Annotated in this window: 17 protein-coding genes; 9 read left to right on the top strand and 8 right to left on the bottom strand. The window is 71.2% G+C overall.

The features are described 5' to 3' along the window. From V6U81_RS02390 to V6U81_RS02355, 8 genes are read left to right on the top strand one after another with little or no spacing between them, the layout of a single operon-like run. Positions 1-1,287: an MCE family protein gene (locus tag V6U81_RS02390; RefSeq protein WP_334483681.1), complete on the top strand. Its 1,287-nt coding sequence runs from the start codon at positions 1-3 to the stop codon at positions 1,285-1,287. After that, the gene (locus V6U81_RS02385) at positions 1,284-2,318 is read left to right on the top strand and encodes an MCE family protein (protein ID WP_334483678.1); all 1,035 of its coding nucleotides are present in this window, start codon (positions 1,284-1,286) and stop codon (positions 2,316-2,318) included. Before V6U81_RS02390 ends, V6U81_RS02385 begins: the two co-directional genes overlap by 4 nt. After that, positions 2,315-3,298, top strand: coding sequence for an MCE family protein (locus V6U81_RS02380; protein WP_334483676.1), 984 nt, complete (start codon positions 2,315-2,317; stop codon positions 3,296-3,298). Before V6U81_RS02385 ends, V6U81_RS02380 begins: the two co-directional genes overlap by 4 nt. Next, entirely contained in the window at positions 3,298-4,545 is a 1,248-nt protein-coding gene (locus V6U81_RS02375) for an MCE family protein (protein WP_334483674.1), read from the top strand. Before V6U81_RS02380 ends, V6U81_RS02375 begins: the two co-directional genes overlap by 1 nt. Beyond that, positions 4,542-5,957, top strand: a complete 1,416-nt coding sequence (locus V6U81_RS02370) for an MCE family protein (RefSeq protein ID WP_334483671.1) — start codon at positions 4,542-4,544, stop codon at positions 5,955-5,957. Before V6U81_RS02375 ends, V6U81_RS02370 begins: the two co-directional genes overlap by 4 nt. After that, positions 5,954-7,210: an MCE family protein gene (locus V6U81_RS02365; protein WP_334483668.1), complete on the top strand. Its 1,257-nt coding sequence runs from the start codon at positions 5,954-5,956 to the stop codon at positions 7,208-7,210. The genes V6U81_RS02370 and V6U81_RS02365 overlap by 4 nt, the downstream gene beginning before the upstream one ends. After that, positions 7,207-7,989 carry a hypothetical protein gene (locus tag V6U81_RS02360; protein WP_334483666.1) on the top strand — a complete coding sequence of 261 codons (783 nt, stop codon included), beginning with the start codon at positions 7,207-7,209 and terminating at the stop codon, positions 7,987-7,989. Before V6U81_RS02365 ends, V6U81_RS02360 begins: the two co-directional genes overlap by 4 nt. A gap of 14 nt (positions 7,990-8,003) precedes the next feature. Next, the gene (locus V6U81_RS02355; RefSeq protein ID WP_334483664.1) at positions 8,004-8,531 is read left to right on the top strand and encodes a hypothetical protein; all 528 of its coding nucleotides are present in this window, start codon (positions 8,004-8,006) and stop codon (positions 8,529-8,531) included. Positions 8,532-8,657: 126 nt separating this feature from the next. On the opposite strand, the gene V6U81_RS02350 is transcribed toward V6U81_RS02355, so the two are convergent. From V6U81_RS02350 to V6U81_RS02325, 6 genes are all read right to left on the bottom strand, one after another. Then, positions 8,658-9,326 (bottom strand): hypothetical protein, encoded by a 669-nt coding sequence (locus tag V6U81_RS02350; RefSeq protein WP_334483661.1) that lies wholly within the window; start codon positions 9,324-9,326, stop codon positions 8,658-8,660. Positions 9,327-10,873: 1,547 nt separating this feature from the next. Beyond that, positions 10,874-12,115, bottom strand: coding sequence for a styrene monooxygenase/indole monooxygenase family protein (locus tag V6U81_RS02345; RefSeq protein ID WP_334483658.1), 1,242 nt, complete (start codon positions 12,113-12,115; stop codon positions 10,874-10,876). Between the two features lie 22 nt (positions 12,116-12,137). Next, positions 12,138-12,743 carry a GTP-binding protein gene (locus V6U81_RS02340; RefSeq protein WP_334483654.1) on the bottom strand — a complete coding sequence of 202 codons (606 nt, stop codon included), beginning with the start codon at positions 12,741-12,743 and terminating at the stop codon, positions 12,138-12,140. Then, positions 12,721-13,065, bottom strand: a complete 345-nt coding sequence (locus tag V6U81_RS02335) for a DUF742 domain-containing protein (RefSeq protein WP_334483651.1) — start codon at positions 13,063-13,065, stop codon at positions 12,721-12,723. The genes V6U81_RS02340 and V6U81_RS02335 overlap by 23 nt, the downstream gene beginning before the upstream one ends. 24 nt (positions 13,066-13,089) lie before the next feature. After that, positions 13,090-13,554 (bottom strand): roadblock/LC7 domain-containing protein, encoded by a 465-nt coding sequence (locus tag V6U81_RS02330; protein ID WP_334483649.1) that lies wholly within the window; start codon positions 13,552-13,554, stop codon positions 13,090-13,092. Continuing rightward, complete coding sequence (locus tag V6U81_RS02325; RefSeq protein ID WP_334483646.1) at positions 13,551-14,759, bottom strand: sensor histidine kinase; 1,209 nt, start codon at positions 14,757-14,759, stop codon at positions 13,551-13,553. Before V6U81_RS02325 ends, V6U81_RS02330 begins: the two co-directional genes overlap by 4 nt. Positions 14,760-15,288: 529 nt before the next feature. Here V6U81_RS02325 and V6U81_RS02320 point away from each other — a divergent pair. Then, complete coding sequence (locus tag V6U81_RS02320) at positions 15,289-15,825, top strand: ABC transporter permease (protein WP_334483643.1); 537 nt, start codon at positions 15,289-15,291, stop codon at positions 15,823-15,825. 55 nt (positions 15,826-15,880) lie between these two features. Here the strand turns inward: V6U81_RS02320 and V6U81_RS29080 are convergent, their stop codons facing one another. Both V6U81_RS29080 and V6U81_RS02315 read right to left on the bottom strand, forming a co-directional pair. Continuing rightward, complete coding sequence (locus tag V6U81_RS29080) at positions 15,881-16,159, bottom strand: zinc finger domain-containing protein (protein WP_420883953.1); 279 nt, start codon at positions 16,157-16,159, stop codon at positions 15,881-15,883. Positions 16,160-16,433: 274 nt separating this feature from the next. Continuing rightward, entirely contained in the window at positions 16,434-17,393 is a 960-nt protein-coding gene (locus V6U81_RS02315) for a patatin-like phospholipase family protein (protein ID WP_334483641.1), read from the bottom strand. Positions 17,394-17,475: the final 82 nt, after the last annotated feature.

The following is a 17,475-nucleotide window of genomic DNA, read 5'->3' as shown; positions in this document are numbered from 1 at the left end:
ATGAGACATCGCATCCTCGGCATCGTGTTCATCGTCGTGCTGACCGCGGCGCTGACCGCGTCCGTCCTGCAGTACCGCAAGGCGTTCACCCCGGTCGCCTGGGTCACCCTGCGCGCCGACCGGACCGGCCTGCAGCTCAGCCAGGGCGCCGACGTCAAGGTACGCGGGGTCGTCGTCGGCGAGGTGCGCTCGGTCGGCACCGAGGGCAGCGGCGCCACCATCCGGCTGGCCCTCGATCCGCGCACCACGCCCCGGATCCCCGCCGACGTCGGCGCGCGACTGCTGCCCAAGACCCTTTTCGGCGAACGGTACGTCGAACTCGTTCCCCCGCCCGGCCGCGACGCCGCCCCGCCGATCCGCAACGGCGCCGTGATCACCCAGGACCGCAGCCGCACCGCGGTGGAGCTGGAACGGGTCCTCGACCAGGCGCTGCCACTGCTGCAGGCGGTCCGGCCCGACCAGCTCGCCGCGACCCTGGGCGCCATCTCGACCGCGTTGGAGGGACGCGGCGACCGGCTCGGCGCGAACGTGGTCCGGCTCGACGAGTACCTCAAACAGCTCAACCCGGCGATGCCCACCATCGCCGAGGACGTCCGGAAGCTGGCCGTCGTGCTCGACGGCTACGACGTCGCGCTGCCCGACCTGCTCGCCCTGCTGCGCGACGTGACCGTCACCGCCCGCACCGTCACCGACCAGGGTCAGCAGCTGGCGGCGTTCCTGGCCGACACCACCGACACCGCCGATGTCACCACGGGCTTCCTCGGCCGACACGGCGACCAGCTCATCACGCTCGGCGAGGTGAGCCGACCAGTGCTGCAACTGCTGGCCACGTACGCCCCCGAGTACCCCTGCCTGATGAGCGGACTGGTCGCCCTGCAACCCCGGGTCGAGGAGGTCTTCGCCGGCGGCCGGATGCACATCACCCTGGAGGTCACCCGCGACGGCGGCAGGTACGAGAAGGGCCGCGACGAGCCGGTCTACGGCGCGCACAACGGCCCGCAGTGCCATGGCCTGCCGCGCCCCGCGCAGCCGGCACCTGAGGTGCCCGTCAACGACGGGTACGACTACCGGGGCGCCCGCCCCCGTACCCCCCTCGTCGTCGGCACGCCGGCGACCTCGCCCACCGGCGGCTCCCCGACGATGGGCCAGGCCGGCACGGGTGAGGAGCGCGCCCTGGTCAAGCCCCTCGTCGGGGCCGTCACCGGCATCCCACCGGCGGAGGTCCCCGACATCGCGGTCCTGCTCTGGGGGCCCCTGCTCCGCGGCGGGGTGGTGAACGCCCGATGAGCGCCAAGACGTGGGCACCCGTGCTGAAGCTGGCGGCCTTCGCCGCGGTGACACTGCTGCTGACCGCACTGCTCGCCCAGACCCTCGGTGCCTTCCCGCCGGGCGGCGTCACCTACCGCGCCCGGTTCACCGACGTGACCGGACTGCTCCCGGGAGACGACATCCGCGTCGCCGGAGTCAAGGTCGGCCGGGTCAGCCGGATCACCGTGGTCGACGACACCGTCGCGGAGGTCGCCTTCACCGTCACCCCCGACGTGCCGGTGGCCACCAGCGTCCGCGCCAAGATCCGCTACCGCAACCTGGTGGGCCAGCGGTACGTGGCACTGACCGAGGGCCCGGGGGAGGGGCGGCCACTGCGGCCGGACGGCCTCATCCCGCTCGACCAGACCATGCCGGCACTGGACCTCACCGTGCTGTTCAACGGCTTCCGGCCGCTGTTCACCGCGCTGAACCCGGACGACGTGAACAAGCTCGCCTACGAGATCACCCAGGTGTTGCAGGGCGAGGGCGGCACCGTGACCAGCCTGCTGCAACGGACCGCCTCCCTCACCAACACCCTCGCCGACCGGGACGCCGTGATCGGACGGGTCATCACCAACCTCAACGGCGTCCTGGGCACGCTGGCCGAACGGGACCGCAACCTGGACCAGAGCATCAGCCAGTTGCAGCAGTTCGTCTCCGGTCTCTCGGCCGACCGTACCGCCATCGGCGAGTCGCTGGTCAGCATCGCCGACCTCACCACCGCCACGTCCGCGCTGCTGCGCGACGCCCGCCCACCGCTCGCCGCCGACGTGCGCGCCCTGGGCGACCTCGCCGGCAACCTCAACCGCAACGCGGCCGTCATCGACAGCACGCTCGGGCGGATGCCGCAGCGGTACGACGCACTGACCCGCGTCGCCTCCTCCGGATCGTGGTTCAACTTCTACCTCTGCGACTTCGACGGCAACGTGGCGGTGGCCGGCCGGGCACCGCTCGACCTGCCCGCCTTCAGCGCCTCGGCCGCCCGCTGTGCCACCGGAGGCAGCCAATGACACCGTTCCGCGAACGCAATCCCGTGGTCGTCGGCACGATCGGGCTGGTGCTGATCGTGGCGGCGCTGCTGGGCGCCTTCCAGCTCGACCGGCTCGCCGCGCTGACCGGACGTTCGTACCAGGCGGCCTTCCACGACGCCAGCGGCCTCGCCAGCGGCAACGAGGTGCGCGTCGCCGGAGTGCGGGTCGGCAAGGTGACCGCCGTGGAACTCGACCGCGACGTCGCGCCGCACGTACGGGTCCGGTTCCGGGTGGACGACGACAGCGTCCGCCTCGGCACCCGGACCGGCGCCACGATCCGGATCAAGACCGTGCTGGGCCAGAAGTACCTCGCCCTGTCGCCGGCCGGGCCGGGGCGGCTGCGCGAGGGCGGGGAGATCCCACTCGCCCGCACCGCGGCGCCGTTCGACGTGGTGCAGGCCGTCACCGGGCTCGCCGACACCCTCGACAAGGTCGACACGGACCAGCTCGCCGCCGCCTTCACCACCCTGTCGCAGGCCTTCGCCGACACCCCCGGCAGCGTCAACGCCTCCCTGGTCGGGCTCTCCCGGCTCTCCCGTACCGTCGCCAGCCGCGACGCCGAACTGCGGGCCCTGCTCGCCCGGGCCCGTGACGTCACGTCGGTGCTCGCCACCCGCGACGAGGAGTTCCGCAAGCTGATCAGCGACGGCGAGGCGCTGCTGACCGAGGTGAGCCGCCGCCGCGACGCCATCCACAGGCTCCTCGTCGGCACCGACGAGCTCGCCACCCAGCTCTCCGGATTGATCACCGACAACCGTGCGCAGCTCGGACCCGCGCTGCGCGAGCTACGTGAGGTGGTCGCCATCCTGCAGCGCAACCGGGACGACCTGGAGAAGACCATCCAGCGGATGGGCCCGTTCGTCACCGCGTTCGCCAACGTGGTGGGCAACGGCCGCTGGTTCGACTCGTACGTGTCCGGGCTGCTCCAGCCGTACCAACCCACCACCGGAGGCCGCTGATGCCCGGGACCATCCGGCGCTGGCGACGAGCCCTCGCCGTCGCCACGGCCCTGCTGGTCGCGGTCGCCGCAGGCGTGGTCGTCCTGCGCCACGGCACACCCCCACGACAGGTGGTGGCCTGGTTCACCAGAGCCGTCGGCGTATACCCGGGATCGGATGTGCGGGTGCTGGGCGTACGCGTGGGCGAGGTGGTCGCGGTGACCCCGCAGGGCCGATCGGTCAAGGTCACGATGCGCTACGACGCAGCGGTCTCCGTGCCCGCCGACGCGCAGGCGCTCATCGTCCCGCCCAGCGTGGTCAGCGACCGGTACGTGCAGCTCACCCCCGCCTACGCCGGCGGCGCCGCACTCGCCGACCGCGCGGAGATACCGCTGGCACGCACCGCCGCACCGATGGAGGTCGACGACATCTACCAGGCCCTCGACGAGTTCAACCGCACGCTCGGCCCGCAGGGCGCCAACCGCGACGGGGCGCTGTCCGACCTGGTCGCTACCGGCCGGGCCAACCTCGAGGGCAACGGCCAGAACCTGCACGACACCCTCGACGGGCTGTCCCGGGCCCTGACCACCCTCTCCGACGGCCGGCAGGACCTCTTCGGCTCCGTCGCCAACCTGCAACGCTTCACCACCGCGCTGGCCCGCAGCGACCAGCAGGTACGCACCTTCAACCAGCAGCTCGCCGACGTCGCCGAACAGCTCGCCGGAGAGCGTGACGAACTGGCCGCGGCGCTGCACAACCTCGCCGCCGCGCTGGCCGAGGTCACCACCTTCGTCAAACAGAACCGCGCGGCGTTGACCTCCAACGTCGCGGCCCTGACCGACATCACCGGCGTGCTGGTCCGCCAACAGCAGGCGGTCATCGACATTCTCGACGTCGCCCCGCTCACGCTGAACAACCTCAACCTCGCCTACAACCCCCGTTCCGGCACTCTGGACACCCGGGACAACGCACTCGGTCCGTACGACCCCGCGGGCTTCGCCTGCTCGTTGATGGTGGACCAGCTTCCCGCGGCGCAGGTGCCCGCGAAGTGCCTGGCACTCGCGCAGACCCTGCACTCGCGCGGACTGCCCATGACCGACCAGCTGCGCAAGCTGCTCAAGCTGCCGCCCGGCGCCCCGGCGACCGGCGGGTCCTCACCGGGACCTCCTGTCAGCTCCCCCGGTGCGTCGATCCCCGACCAGGCGCCGGGCGGCTCCGGCATCACCAGCGACCCCACCCTCGGGGGCATCCTGCGGGGCGTCTCATGACCGCCCGGACACTGCGCGCCCTGGCCGGCGCGGTCCTGGTGGCCCTGCTCCCCGCCGGGTGCGGTCTGCCCGACCTGGCCGGCCTGCCGCTGCCCGGCGCCGCCCCCAAGGGCGACGGATACGCCGTCACCGCCGAGTTCAGCGACGTGCTGGACCTGGTGCCGCGGGCCGCGGTCAAGGTCGACGACGTGACCGTCGGCAGCGTCGAGAGGATCTCCCTCGCCGGCTGGACCGCCCGGGTCACCCTGCGCGTCGGCGCTGACGTACGCCTGCCCGCCAACGCCACCGCCGCCGTGCGGCAGAGCAGCCTGCTCGGCGAGAAGTACGTGACCCTCGCGGCGCCACCCACCGCCCCGACGAGCACCCGACTCGCCGACGGCGACGTCATCCCACTGTCCCGTACCGCCCGCAGCGCCGAGGTGGAAGAGGTCCTCGCCGCCCTCGGGTTGCTGCTCAACGGAGGCGGCCTGGCCCAGCTGCGGACAATCAACCAGGAACTCGGCGCCGCCCTCGACGGCCGGGAACCCGCCGTCCGCGATGCGCTGGGACAGCTCGACGAGTTCATCGGTGGGCTGGACAAGCAGAAGGCCGACATGGTCCGCGCCCTCGACGCCCTCGACCGGCTGAGTGGCCGGCTCGACCGGCAGAAGCGGACGCTCGGCGAGGCGGTGGACTCCGTCGCCCCCGGACTGACCGTGCTGGCCCGGCAGCGCGCCCAACTGACCGAGGCGCTGACCGCCCTGGGCCGGCTCGGCCAGGTCGGCACCAGGGTCGTCAACCGCAGCCGGGACGACACGCTGGCCGACCTCCGGGCGCTGCAACCGATCCTGGATCAGCTGGTACGCGCCGGCGACGACCTGCCGAAGTCGCTGGACTTCATGCTGTCGTTCCCGTTCCCGCCGAACGTCACCGGCGCGATCGTCGGCGACTTCGTCAATCTGTCCGTCACCGCCGATCTCGACTCGGCCTCGATCCTGGCGAACCTGGTTGCCGCGGCCCCCGCACCGGCACGCCGGGCCGCGTCGCCGAAAGCGCCCACCCCGGCCGCACCGCCCAGGGCCGGTGGCCCGGCACCTATCGCACCGCGACCGGGCGCCGGGTCCCCTGCACTGCCCGACCTGCCGATCGTGGGGTGTCTGCCCGACCCGGACCACTTCCCGGCGATCTGGACACCGCCGACGGACTGCCTGCTGCCGAAGGGCTGTGTCCTGCTCAAGCCCGGTTCGACGGTGCCCGTCGGCGGTCTGATCCTGCCGAAGGGACTGGTGCCGCCGGGCACCGCCTTCCCCGCCGGGACCCAACTGCCCGCCGGCACCGTTCTGTCGGCGCAGTGCGTGCTGCCGGTGACCGGTGCGGTGACCGGACAGATCGGTGGACTGCCGGACGTCCTCGGAGAGGGACTGATTCCATGATCGGACGTACCGCGAAACTGCAGGTCCTGGCGTTCGTGCTGGTGAGCATCCTCGGCGTCGGCTACGTCGGGATCCGCTACGTCGGGCTGGGTGACCGGCTGTTCGGCGGAAGCTACCTGGTCCACCTGGAACTCGCCCGCGCGGGCGGGATCTTCCCCAACGCCCCCGTCACCTACCGCGGGGTTCCGGTCGGCCGGGTCACCGCCGTGGGGCTGCGCGGCGACGGGGTCCGCGCCGACCTGCGGCTGCGACGCGACGTCCGGGTGCCCGACGACCTGCGCGCCGTGGTGGCCCAGCGCTCCGCCGTCGGCGAGCAGTACGTGGACCTGCGCCCCGAGCGCGACAGCGGGCCGTACCTCGGCGACGGCGCGATGATCCCGGCCGACCGGTCCGGCGTCCCGCTCGCCCCGGAGCTGCTCCTGGCCAACCTCGACGCCCTGGTCCGCTCCGTCGATCCGGAGGACCTGAGCGTCCTGATCACCGAACTCGGCACGGCGTTCGAGGGCAACGAGGCGGTGCTGGCCCGGATCCTCGACGCCGGCGACGCGCTGCTGGCCGAGGCGTCCACCCGGCTGCCGGAGACGCTTGCGCTGATCAACGACGGACGTACCGTGCTCACCACCCAGGCGGAGTCGGCCGAGGCGCTGCGCCGCTGGGCGGCGGGGCTGGCCAAGCTCGCGGTCACCGTCCGCGCCGCCGACCCCGACCTGCGCCGGCTGCTCGCCGCCGGACCGCCGGCCGGGCGCGAACTGGTCGCCCTGCTGCGCGGGCTGGATCCGGCGATCGGCACCCTGCTCGGCAACCTGGTGACCGTCAACGGCATCGCCGCCCGGCGGCTGCCCGGCATCGAGCAGCTCCTGGTGGTGTACCCGATAGCCGTCGCCGGCGGTTTCACGGTCACCCCGGGTGACGGCACCGCCCACCTCGGTCTCGTCCTCAACGCGAATGACCCGCCGTCCTGCGTGTACCGGGGCGGCGGAACGACGTGCGCCGCGGGGGAGCGGGCGGCGGGCTCCAGCGTGCGCGGCGCGGCCAACGCCCCCCGGCCAGGTGGCCGCGAACCCGCCCCCGGCCCGGCCGGGTCCGGTGCCACACCGCCCCTCGCGGCCGGAACCACCGGGTACGACCCGGCGACCGGCCTGGTGCTCGGCGCCGACGGTCGACCGCTGCAGTTCGGCGGGACCGGCGGCCAGGCCCGCACGGCCGGGGACCAGTCATGGAAGCAGTTGCTGCTCGCCGGGGTGACCCCGTGACCGGCGCGAAGGAGGAGGTGGCGGTGCAGGCTCGCAGGGACCACACGCTGAAAGTGATCAAGGGAGCGAAGGCGGGGGTGCCCGGACGGGTGGCGCAGCGGCGCATCGTCCCCCGCCAGCTTCCCGAGCCCGCGGAGCCGATCGAGGAGCTGCTGGAGCGGCTCGACCGGGAGCCGGTCGAGGACCCGGCGGAGCTCGACGACCCGACGGCCGGAGACGACCCGGCGAGCGTGGACGGCCCGCCGCAGGAGGACGCCGACGACTGGCGCGCCGGCGTCCCGGCCACGGCAGGGCCGCGCCGGCGGCCGTTGGCCGTCCTCCTGGTAGCCGTGCTCGTCGCGATCCTCGCGGCGGCGGGCGTGACCGGTCACCGGTGGTACGCCGACCGCGCCACCGACCAGGCCCGCCAGGCCGCCCTCGCCGCCGCCAAGCAGGCCAGCGTCAACTTCGTCTCGGTCAGCGCGGGCAGCGTCGACCGGGACATGCAGCGGATCATCGACGGCGCCACCGGCGACTTCAAGGAGGAGTTCACGCGAGGTCAGTCGCAGGTCCGGGCCGCGGTGGTGGAGAACAAGGTCGACTCGCGCGGGACGGTGCTGCGGGCCGGGCTGGTCTCCGGGGATCGCCGTCGAGCGGTCGTGCTGGTGGCCGTCGACGCCACCGTCAAGAACGTCAAGGCACCGCAGGGACGGCCGTCGCACTACCGGATCCAGGCGGATCTGGTCCACGACGGGGACTCCGGCCGGTGGCTGGTGTCCCGCCTGCAGTTCGTCGGATGAGAGAGGGAGAACCCGTGGGTACCCTGGTCGAATTCGCGCGTCGGCCGCGCATCCCCTGGCGGCGCACCACCCGGATCGGGCTGATCCCGGCGCTGACCGTCGCCATCGTGCTGACGGCTGCCGTCACCGGCCTCGCCTGGTCCGGCGACCACCGTGCGGCGCAACGGGACGCGGCCGTACGACAAGCCCTGGCCACCGCACCGGCCGCGGCCAAGGCAATCTTCTCCTACGACTACCGCACCTTCGACGACAGCATCGCCAACGGCCGTACCTTCGCCACCGGCGACTTCGAGAAGGAGTACGCGCAGACCACCGCGGCACTCAGGGAGACCGCCACCAAGCAACAGGCGGTCGTGGCGGCCGAGGTGTCCTCGACCGGTGTGGTGAGTGCGACCACCGAGCGCGTCGAACTGCTGGTGTACCTCAACCAGTACCGGCGCAACGTGAACACGGCGGGGGAGAAGGTCGACCAGAACCGGGTGGTGCTCACCCTGGTCACGGTCGACGGGCAGTGGCGGGTCGCCAAGGCCATCGCCATCTGATCTCCCGGGTGTGGCCCACCGCGTCGCGGGAGGGAGGTGGCTGTAGTCCGCTCCCGGGCCGGTCCTTCGAGCCAGACCGGCGGCGTGAGCAGCGGCGATCGCCACACCCGGCGAGCGCGGCGCGGCTTACGTCGCCGTTGCTCGCCGCTCTTCCGATCCCCCTCCTGGTCGGGCGTTGGACGGTCTCATTCCGGGGGCCGCGGATCGTCCTGCCGCTTCGCGCCACAGCGGGCGGATGGTGATGCCGTCGGGGAGGTTGAAGGGATCACGGGCGATGTAGCCGTGCCGGGTGTACAGCGAAGCCTCGGCGGTTGTTGCGACCTCCGCGTAGGTGGGAAGCACCAGGTGATCCATCCGGGCGAGGCAGCGGGTGAGTAGGCCGGACGTACGAGCGGCGTGGGAGGCGCCCGGCGGGACCGCAAGGATCGCCAGGTGGTTATGAGCCTCGGCGGGACGGTGGGACTTGAGGACCAGGTCGAGGCATCGGAAACGGTCGAGGTGGTCGCCGCAGGCGGCGGCGAGCTGTTGGCGGTAGCTGGCCGGCGGCGGGATCGGGCGGTAGCGGTGGAACCAGACGGCGGCGGCGGACCGGTCAGCGAACAGGAAGACCTCGCCGAAGAGGAGGGCGTGCTCGACCCAGATGCGGGCAACGGCGGTGAGTATGGCTCGCCGCTGGTCGTGATCGGGCACGAGCCACGCGCCGATCGGCGAGGTGTGCAGGGAATCGGCGACGAGGCCGGCGACCAGGTCGCTGTCGCACCAGCGGGCGTGGGCCGTGGGTGGGGTGGTTGGCATGAAGACTCCCGTGGATCAGCCGTGGTCGCCCGGTCGGCGGGTGCTGCCCTTACAGCCGGGCGATGGTGTGTAGTCAGGTCAGCCGGCCCCCGCCGGGGGCGGGCGGTCAGTCCGCGGCCTGCTGTCGCGTCACTTGGACGTCGGCACCACGGCGATCGGGCCGAGCTGATGTGCGCGGGACAGCGGGTTCACCGGGCGGTGGCGCCACCATGAAGCTGCGTCGTCTGACCACAGCTGTGGCGATGCGCCGCGACCGGGATGCCGCCGGCGGCGGTCCCCATCTGGGTCAGCCGTACTGGCAGGAGGTGACGTCAGGCCGGTCTGGTATCGGGCTGCGGCGATCGTCCGGTGAACGCGCCGCACCGAGACGAAGGGCAACGCTGGGACACCAGATCCGGCGTCCACGAATGCGGCCAGGTTTCGGTGGCCATGGCCGTACCAGCGCCAGAGGAGACGGAGCTGATGGCGTTGCCGGACGGGACGGGTGTGTGGCCACCGGAGGGGCTCCCAGGGACGCCCGTGGGGCCACGATCCGGGTCAGCGGCAACGCCGCCGGCCGGTTTCGCACCTGTCCCCGGCACGGTGTGGTGCGCCAGGGGCGAGACAGCTTGCGGGTGTGTCTGGGTCGCACATGCTCCGAGGAATTGCGCGACAGGGCCTGGAGTGATGGTGACGGCCACTGCCGGGGCAGGCCCGGGCGGTTCGACCGACCCGGCGGGCGGGACCACCGGATTCGCCGGGTCGCGGAGGATCGGCCGGGTCAGGCCGCGGACCGGGGGTAGTTTCTCGACGATCGGTTCGGCCACCGGCCGAGGAGCGGCGTCAGCGGGTTTCCGCAGCTTCGTTTTGGAGATCCTCTGGGGTGCCGCGTCCACCGTTGGACGCGTCACCGGCCCGACGGCCTCGACGACCCCCGCCCATCCTGTACCGGCCCTCCGGTCCACCGCGCGAGGCGCCCGCGTCGCGAGGTCAGCGGGCGGTGTCCGGACGGCCGGGTCGGGCTCTGCGCGACGCGGGATCCATGCGGCGGCTGCCTCGGGAGACGCGGGCGCCGGCTCGCGCACCGCCCCGGTCTCGTCCGGGCTGGGGTCGATCGTCGTCGACCGGGCAGGCGAGGCGGGCGGGGCCGAGAGGACCCCGTCGACCACCGCTCCGGTGTCATCGAGCAGGGTGTCGAGGATGCCCGGGCGAGGACTCTCGGCGGCCTGGGCGGGCTCGTGCGTGATCGCCTCGTAGGCGCCCCAGCTGACGATGACACCGCCGAGCACGAGCATCGCCCGCACCGTCGTCTGGGCGAGTCGTCGGCCGCGACATGGCATCGGGGCACCTCCCGGCTCGTCCGCTCTCGCCCATCAACGTTCACCGATTGTGCCCTGAAGCGGTCAGCCCGTCACCCTTCGACACGAGGATCACTGCGATCTGCATACCGTGGCGTCGGACTGGGCCGGGTGTCGATGCCACTTCGGCTGGGACGACCAACCCGGTCGACGGCCGCCGTGACCTCCGCAGGAGACGATTGCCCGCGGGTGATGGTTGCGGTCGGCGGCTCAGTTGGCGGCGAGTGCGGCCAGGTAGTTGTCCGCGGCACCGGGTGTCATGAACCAGTTCTGGAAGTCGTTGGGGTCGGAGAAGCCGTTGGCGAACCGGCGGGCGATGGTGGGGTTCGTGGAGGCGGCGCCGAGGATCTGCTGCACGTGCGGGGGCAATGGCTGGAGCATGGCGTTGGTCCAGGCCGTCACGGCCCGCCCGGCGCTTTCCCAGAACCGTTCGAACGTCTGCGTCATCCATTGTTGGTCGAACGGTTGGTCTCCTCGTTCCAGGATCGATCCGAGGTACGAGGAGGCGCACTTCGCGGCGGTGTTGCTGCCCTGGCCGGTGATGGGGTCGTTGGCCACTACGACGTCGGCCATGCCCAGGACGAAGCCGCCGGAGGGCAGCGCCGCCACGGGCTGGCGCACCGTCGGCGTGTATCGGCCGGACAGGGTGGCCCGCCCGTCCGTCAGCTCCACGCCGGCGCACCGGTCGTAGACCCATGGGGTGTACTGCCGCGCCAGCTCGAGGGTGAGCTTGAGATGCTCGGCCGGGTCCCGCCGGTCTTTCCACAGGTCGAGCGGGCCGTCGGGCACGGCTTCCCAGAAGAGGATCTCGCAGGGACCGGAGAGGGTCAGTGCGGGGATGACGAAAAGTTCCCCGAGCCCCGGGACCGCGTTGAAGCTGACATGCGGGACCGGCCACAGCGGGTCCGGAGTCATGCCGTACACGTAGGCGACGGCGAGTCCTCGCTGAGGTGCGGTGTGCACCGACCGCTGTGGGTCGCGGTCGAAGACGCCCACGAGGTCGCCCTTGCCAGCGGCGACAATGGTCAGATCGTAGCGGCTGAGCCTGGTCAGGCCGTCCAGGTCGGCGGTCGTCACACCCTGGTAGTGCACGGTGCCGCCGCGCTGTTCGAACAGATCCAGCCAGGCGGCCATCTTCAGGCGCTGGTCGGTGCTCTGCGCGTAGCGATCCAGAGGGCAGGGGATGCGCAGCGCCCGTTCGCCGGGTGGGGCGGACAGGGATACGTGCAGCCCCTCGATGCGCGGTGCCTGCTCCTGCCAGAGGTCCAGCCCGTACTGGCGCTCGGTGTCCAGCGCGGCGGCGAACATGGCCTGGGTGCTCATCACCCAGCCACGGCGGATCTCATCCGGAGTACGGGCCGACATGATGGTCACGTCGTACCCTTCGGCGAGCAGGCTCAGCCCGAGTTGCAGTCCGGACTGTCCGGCCCCCACGATCAGAATCTTCCGCATTGGTGCCTCCAGGGTGGTTGAGCTACCGGGCCGCGAGCGCGCCCGGGATCGAGCCGGTGGTGCGTGCCATGGCTTGTTCGACGACCGCCAACAGCGCCTGCGCCGCCGACGACGGGTCGCGGACGTCGCAGGTGATCAGCGGAACCTCGGCGGACAGCATGAGGGCGGCACGGATGTCCTCCAAGGGATGCGTCAGCACGCCGTCGAAGAGGTTGACGCAGACCACGAACGGCACGTCGCTGTCCTGCTCGAAGTAGTTGACCGCGGGGAACGATGCCTGCAGGTTCCGGGTGTCGGCCAGGACCAGTGCGCCGACCGCGCCACGGCACAGGTCGTCCCACATCGGCCAGAACCGCGGTTGACCGGGCGTGCCGAACAGGTACAGGACAAGGTCCGAGCCGATCGTGAGCCGGCCGAAGTCCATCGCCACGGTCGTGGTCGTCTTGTCGATTCCCGGGTCCAGCCGGTCCACCGTCTCGCTCGCCGCCGTCATCCACGCCTCGGTGTTGATCGGGGCGATTTCCGAGATGGACTGGACACAGGTCGTCTTGCCGACGCCGAAACCGCCAGCGATGACGATCTTCGCCGAGGTCAGCAGAGGGCTGTCAGGCAAGCTGGCGGAGGCCATCGCGCAGTCTCTCCAGGAGGTGAAGATCAGACGGGGTGGTGTGGTGGCCGCCGTGGATCTGCAGCCGATCGGTGGCGGCAAGGTCGTCAACCACGACCCGTGTCACGCCCAGCGACATGCCGCATACCGCCGACAGTTCGGCAACCGACCTCGTTTGCCTGGCCTGCTCGTACAGTGAGCGCGCTTCCGGCAGCAGACCCGAGGCGAAGACCGCGTCGTAGAACGGCACCGACACCAGGGTGTGCACCAGCAGATGCTGCCGGGTCCGGGCGCGCCCCGCGGTCAACACGTAGGGCCGCACCTTCCAGTAGGTGGTGGGCACGTTCGCTCCCTTGGCTCTGGCCACTCAGCGGGACGGCTGGCTGACGGTGTGGCGGTGCAGATCGTGGCGGACCTGCGGGGTCAGGACGTGCCCGACGGCGCCGACGAACTGCGCCATGCGGTACGACACGATCCGCAGGTCGCAGCCGGCGGCAGCGGCCACGGTGAGGCCCGCGTACTCGCCGACCCGCATGAACATGAGGTGCCCGCGCGGCAGCCGAACCGTCAGATACTCGGACGGGCCAAGATCGAGCAGGTCTGCGCTGCGGTCGGCCATACTGAGCAGCCCCGCAGTCAACGCGGCAAGCTGATCGCCCAGGTCGCGGGTGACCTCGCGGGAGGCGGCGAGCTGCAGCCCATCGAGGGACACGATCAAGGCGTGGGTCACGCCCGGCACGTCGTCGGCGAACTGGCGCACCAGCCATGTGAAGTCCTGATGGCCCGACGCGGCTGCTTGCGGTCCGCCGCTACCGCCGGTGGGGTGAGTCATGGCAGGTGTCCTCCGGGTTTCACGGTTGGTTGCGCATCGGCGATACCGGCGGCGAAGGCGGCCGTCTCATCGGGCCAGGTGTTCTGATCCGACGATGACCGGCGCCACGGTGTCGGATCGGAATTCTGCGGTTGTCGTCCGCCGCCCGAGCGGCCGTCGTCGCGCACACTCTCGCGTACGCGGCGAGGAAGGCCGGCGCTGCTGGCAGCCGACTGAGGCGCTGAGGCGCGGTAGCCGTCGCCGGTTGGCTGAGCATGGACCAGCGTCAGGCGGGCGGTGGGAGCATGTGCGCCGGCGTGGGGCTCCGGCATCGGCGTATTCGCCTGACCAGATTGAATCGGCGCGCGAGGGGCCGCGCCCGCCGGACGTCCCGTGTGCGAAGGCGGCGGCGGTGCGGCTCCCGGTCCGGGCGCAGGCGCCATCTCGGACAGTAGCGGCGCGGGAACCAGCACGGTCGCGGTCGTACCGCCCGAGGGCCGGTTGGTCAGAGCAACGCGCAGGTGATGGGCGCGGGCCAGGTACGAAACGACGACAAGTCCCAGATGGGCTGCCGGGTTGTCCGCAACGGGCGCGGAGGCGGTACCGGCCAACATCGCGTTGAGTCCCGGGAGCTGGTCGGGTCTCACACCGACGCCGGCGTCCTCGACACGAAGCAGCACACTGCCGCCTTCGGTGATGAACGCGGACACGGTCACCGACGAAGTGGGCGGTGAGAAGCGGGTCGCGTTGTCCAGCAGCTCAGTCAGCACTCGGATCACGTCGTCGGCCGCGAACTCCACGACCCCGAGGTCCAACACATGTCCGACGCGGATTCGCGGGTAGTGCTCGGTAGCCGACGTCGCGGCCCGAACGACGTCCACCAACGCGACCGTCTGCCGATCGGCGTCCTCGACCCGTCGGCCCAACAGAACCTGCAGGTTCTCCGCGTGGCGGCGGATACGGGTGTTCGCGTGATCGATGCGGTAGAGCCGCTCGAGTCGCTCCGGATCCTGCTCGTCGGCCTCGACGATCTCGAGGTGGCTGCCCATCTGGTACGCCGAGGCAAGAATGCGCAGCGCGAACTGCTCGCAGATCGCCGACCACAGACTCTCGACGCGCTCCGGCGGCGGCGACGGCTCCGGTCGGGTTGACTCCTGCTCTCCGGCGACCCCCCATTGCGCGACCGTGGGGTCCAGCCATCTGGCCAGCCGTTGCCGCCAGGTCATGTGATGTCCGTCCACCAAGGGAGTGGTTGCCGTTGCTTGGTGTTTCACGATCTATCCGGCCAATCGGTTATTTCGTGTTCCGACACGGGGGAGGAGTTAAACACCGTCTTCGGTTGCTCGCAATGCTTTGAACGTTAATGCGAGAAACATCCTCATTCGCCCCGTCTCGCCGGGGTCAGTCCGTCGCGGCGCGAGGTCGTCCGGCGTGGATCTGCCGCAGGCCCCACTGCTTGTCGTACAACGGATCGTTCCCAACCGCCTGAGCGGACGGTCGCGGCGACGGCCACCAAGGCGGTGGCCACGGTGGTGCTGGCGAGTGACCGGTTGGTCGGCACGGGCCTCTCCTCGTGATGTGACAGGCGCTTCATCTGTGAATCGTTGATCAGGTGCGAAACGCAACAACGGCGGCAGCGGGACACCGAGGCGCGGCAACACCACGGGGCCGGCGCGTGTGGTGGGCCAGGGGCGCGCTCAAGCATCCGCGCCGCCTTGGCAGTCCCTCGCGTCGCCGCCGCACCCCCGGTGGACGATGCTGCGCCGCAACCTCAAGCGCATGCTGCGGTACCTGTCGATGACCGTGGCGCCCGTGATCATCCTGATGACCGTGACGGCCACGGTCCAGGGGACCGCGATCTCGATCGCCATGGACATGACCGAGGGCATCATCACCCGGTTCCGCGCCATGCACATCGCCCGCGTCTCGGTGCTGACCGGACACGTCCTGGGCAGCATGATCCAGGCGGTGTTCAGCCTGGCGATCGTGATCGGCGTGGCGCCGCTGGTCGGCTTCCGGCCCACCGCCGAGCCGGGCGCGTGGCTGGCCACCGCCGGCTTTCTGGTGGTGGTGACCTTCGCGCTCGTCTGGTTGTCCGTCGCGCTCGGCCAGGTGAGCAAGAGCGTCGAGACCCCGAGCAACCTGCCCATGCCGCTCGTTCTGCTGCCCTTCCGCGGCAGCGGTTTCGTCCCCACCGACTCCATGCCGGACGGTCTGCGCTGGTTCGCCGAGTACGAGCCCTTCACGCCGATCATCGAAACCCTGCGCCGCGCCGGGCGGACAGGACAGTGACGCGGGTTTCGCGCTCAGGCCAGACCGGCTACTTTCTTACTCGGACGATCTCCTTCTATAGCCTGGCGCGTTCCGGATGCATCCCGTCAACCATGTCATGACTGGGCTGGTGAAGGCAGTGCGATCCTGGTTCGGCCCCGCACACCGGGCAGGGCCGCCACTCCTGGACCGGGCCGGCGTCGTGGCCCAAGGTCAGGGCGATCTCGCTGATCTCGTCGGCTAGTTGGTGCAGGTTCGGGTCCCGGTGCCTGATGGCGGCCTGGTGGATCTTCTGAATTGACTCTCGCGCTCGCTCCAGCGTGCGCCTCGCCGCTACGCCCGGATCAGAGGACATGTCATCCCCGCTTCCCGTTGGTCCGGGAATGAAACCGGCTAGTGGTAGACCACGAAGAAGACCAGCACGACGACCACCCCAGCGGTGGGGGAGTGCAGGAAGCCGGCACCGCCCGCGAGGATGGCACCGAGGGGCGCCCCCACCAGCGGTATCAGGTCGATCAGCAGGTTGCCGCGGACACCACGATGAGCACGCCGAGCGTGGCCAGAGCCACGAAGCTGGCCAGGAAGACCCTCAGCGTGGCGCCGGCCCAACGCCGGACGAGCCGTCGCTCTCAGCGCGCGAAGGCGCCTGACGCGAGTGCGTCGCCTGCTGCCCGCCGGCCTACTTCGATCATCTCGAGTGCCCGATGAAACTCATGGCCGCGGCAGGCGTCCGTCGGAATTTCGATCAGTAGGTCCGGTGGGTGGCCGGCCAGCCGATACCGGATGAGAAGGTCCTCCACGGCCTCGAGGGACAGGCTGACAATGTCGAGTGCGCGCAAGCCAGCGGGCAGGGCTTCTGGTTCGCGGTCTTCCGTGGTGATGGTCCCCATGGCGGCGTCGTTCGCCGGGCCGCCGTCGTCGGGCACACCGGTACCGATGCCGTCCCGGTCGGGGGCTCGGATGTCCCCCCGCACCTGATTCCACGGCACTCGAGTCGGGTGCAGGTCGGTTGACTCCCGGATCGGTGCCGCGTGATGGGAGCTCGCGCGGGTGCCGTTGAGGGATACGGCGACGACCGCGTCGGCCGGTATGGCGGTGGTTGGCGCCATCGGTAGCGGATCCATCAGACCGCCGTCGGCGAGGAGCCGGCCGTTGACGATGATCGGGGTGATCACGGGTGGCAGCGCGATGGAAGCACGTACGGCGATGTCCAGCGGGCCATGCTGAAACCACACTGCACGGCGGGCCAGCAGGTCCGTCGCGACCGCCGTGAAGGGCACGGGCAGCTGCTCGATGCGCACCCCGTCGAGCAGCTCGCAGACCCGGGCCATCACCTTGTCGGCCCGGAATGCGCCTGGCGCGTGTACGGCCGGGTCGAGCAGGCGCAGCACCTCGCGGTGGCCGACGGTCCGTACCCAGTCGACGTAGGCGTCAAGCTTGCCCGCCGCGTACAGCCCACCGACGAGGGCGCCGATCGATGAACCGGTGACACCGGCGATATCCAACCCGTGCTCTTCGAGGACCTGGATCACGCCGATGTGCGCGTACCCGCGCGCCCCGCCTCCGCCGAGTGCCAGTGCGACCCGCATGTCACCACCGCCCACCGCTTCCACTCGGGCCGAGGCCCACCAGGCTTCGATGCGGAGGAGGCCGAGCGCGGCGGTCGCCTGA

It is taken from the genome of Micromonospora lacuserhaii, from assembly GCF_036902735.1.
In the GTDB taxonomy this organism is placed as follows: Bacteria; Actinomycetota; Actinomycetes; order Mycobacteriales; family Micromonosporaceae; genus Micromonospora.
This window is presented reverse-complemented; position numbering and strand designations above follow the sequence as displayed.

What these genes read in the sequence shown, in the direction of transcription:
- V6U81_RS02390 (WP_334483681.1), top strand. Translation starts at nt 1, where the DNA reads ATGAGACATCGCATCCTCGGCATCGTGTTCATCGTCGTGCTGACCGCG.
- V6U81_RS02385 (WP_334483678.1), top strand. Translation starts at nt 1,284, where the DNA reads ATGAGCGCCAAGACGTGGGCACCCGTGCTGAAGCTGGCGGCCTTCGCC.
- V6U81_RS02380 (WP_334483676.1), top strand. Translation starts at nt 2,315, where the DNA reads ATGACACCGTTCCGCGAACGCAATCCCGTGGTCGTCGGCACGATCGGG.
- V6U81_RS02375 (WP_334483674.1), top strand. Translation starts at nt 3,298, where the DNA reads ATGCCCGGGACCATCCGGCGCTGGCGACGAGCCCTCGCCGTCGCCACG.
- V6U81_RS02370 (WP_334483671.1), top strand. Translation starts at nt 4,542, where the DNA reads ATGACCGCCCGGACACTGCGCGCCCTGGCCGGCGCGGTCCTGGTGGCC.
- V6U81_RS02365 (WP_334483668.1), top strand. Translation starts at nt 5,954, where the DNA reads ATGATCGGACGTACCGCGAAACTGCAGGTCCTGGCGTTCGTGCTGGTG.
- V6U81_RS02350 (WP_334483661.1), bottom strand. Translation starts at nt 9,326, where the DNA reads ATGCCAACCACCCCACCCACGGCCCACGCCCGCTGGTGCGACAGCGAC.
- V6U81_RS02345 (WP_334483658.1), bottom strand. Translation starts at nt 12,115, where the DNA reads ATGCGGAAGATTCTGATCGTGGGGGCCGGACAGTCCGGACTGCAACTC.
- V6U81_RS02340 (WP_334483654.1), bottom strand. Translation starts at nt 12,743, where the DNA reads ATGGCCTCCGCCAGCTTGCCTGACAGCCCTCTGCTGACCTCGGCGAAG.
- V6U81_RS02330 (WP_334483649.1), bottom strand. Translation starts at nt 13,554, where the DNA reads ATGACTCACCCCACCGGCGGTAGCGGCGGACCGCAAGCAGCCGCGTCG.
- V6U81_RS02325 (WP_334483646.1), bottom strand. Translation starts at nt 14,759, where the DNA reads ATGACCTGGCGGCAACGGCTGGCCAGATGGCTGGACCCCACGGTCGCG.
- V6U81_RS02320 (WP_334483643.1), top strand. Translation starts at nt 15,289, where the DNA reads ATGCTGCGCCGCAACCTCAAGCGCATGCTGCGGTACCTGTCGATGACC.
- V6U81_RS29080 (WP_420883953.1), bottom strand. Translation starts at nt 16,159, where the DNA reads ATGTCCTCTGATCCGGGCGTAGCGGCGAGGCGCACGCTGGAGCGAGCG.
- V6U81_RS02315 (WP_334483641.1), bottom strand. Translation starts at nt 17,393, where the DNA reads ATGCGGGTCGCACTGGCACTCGGCGGAGGCGGGGCGCGCGGGTACGCG.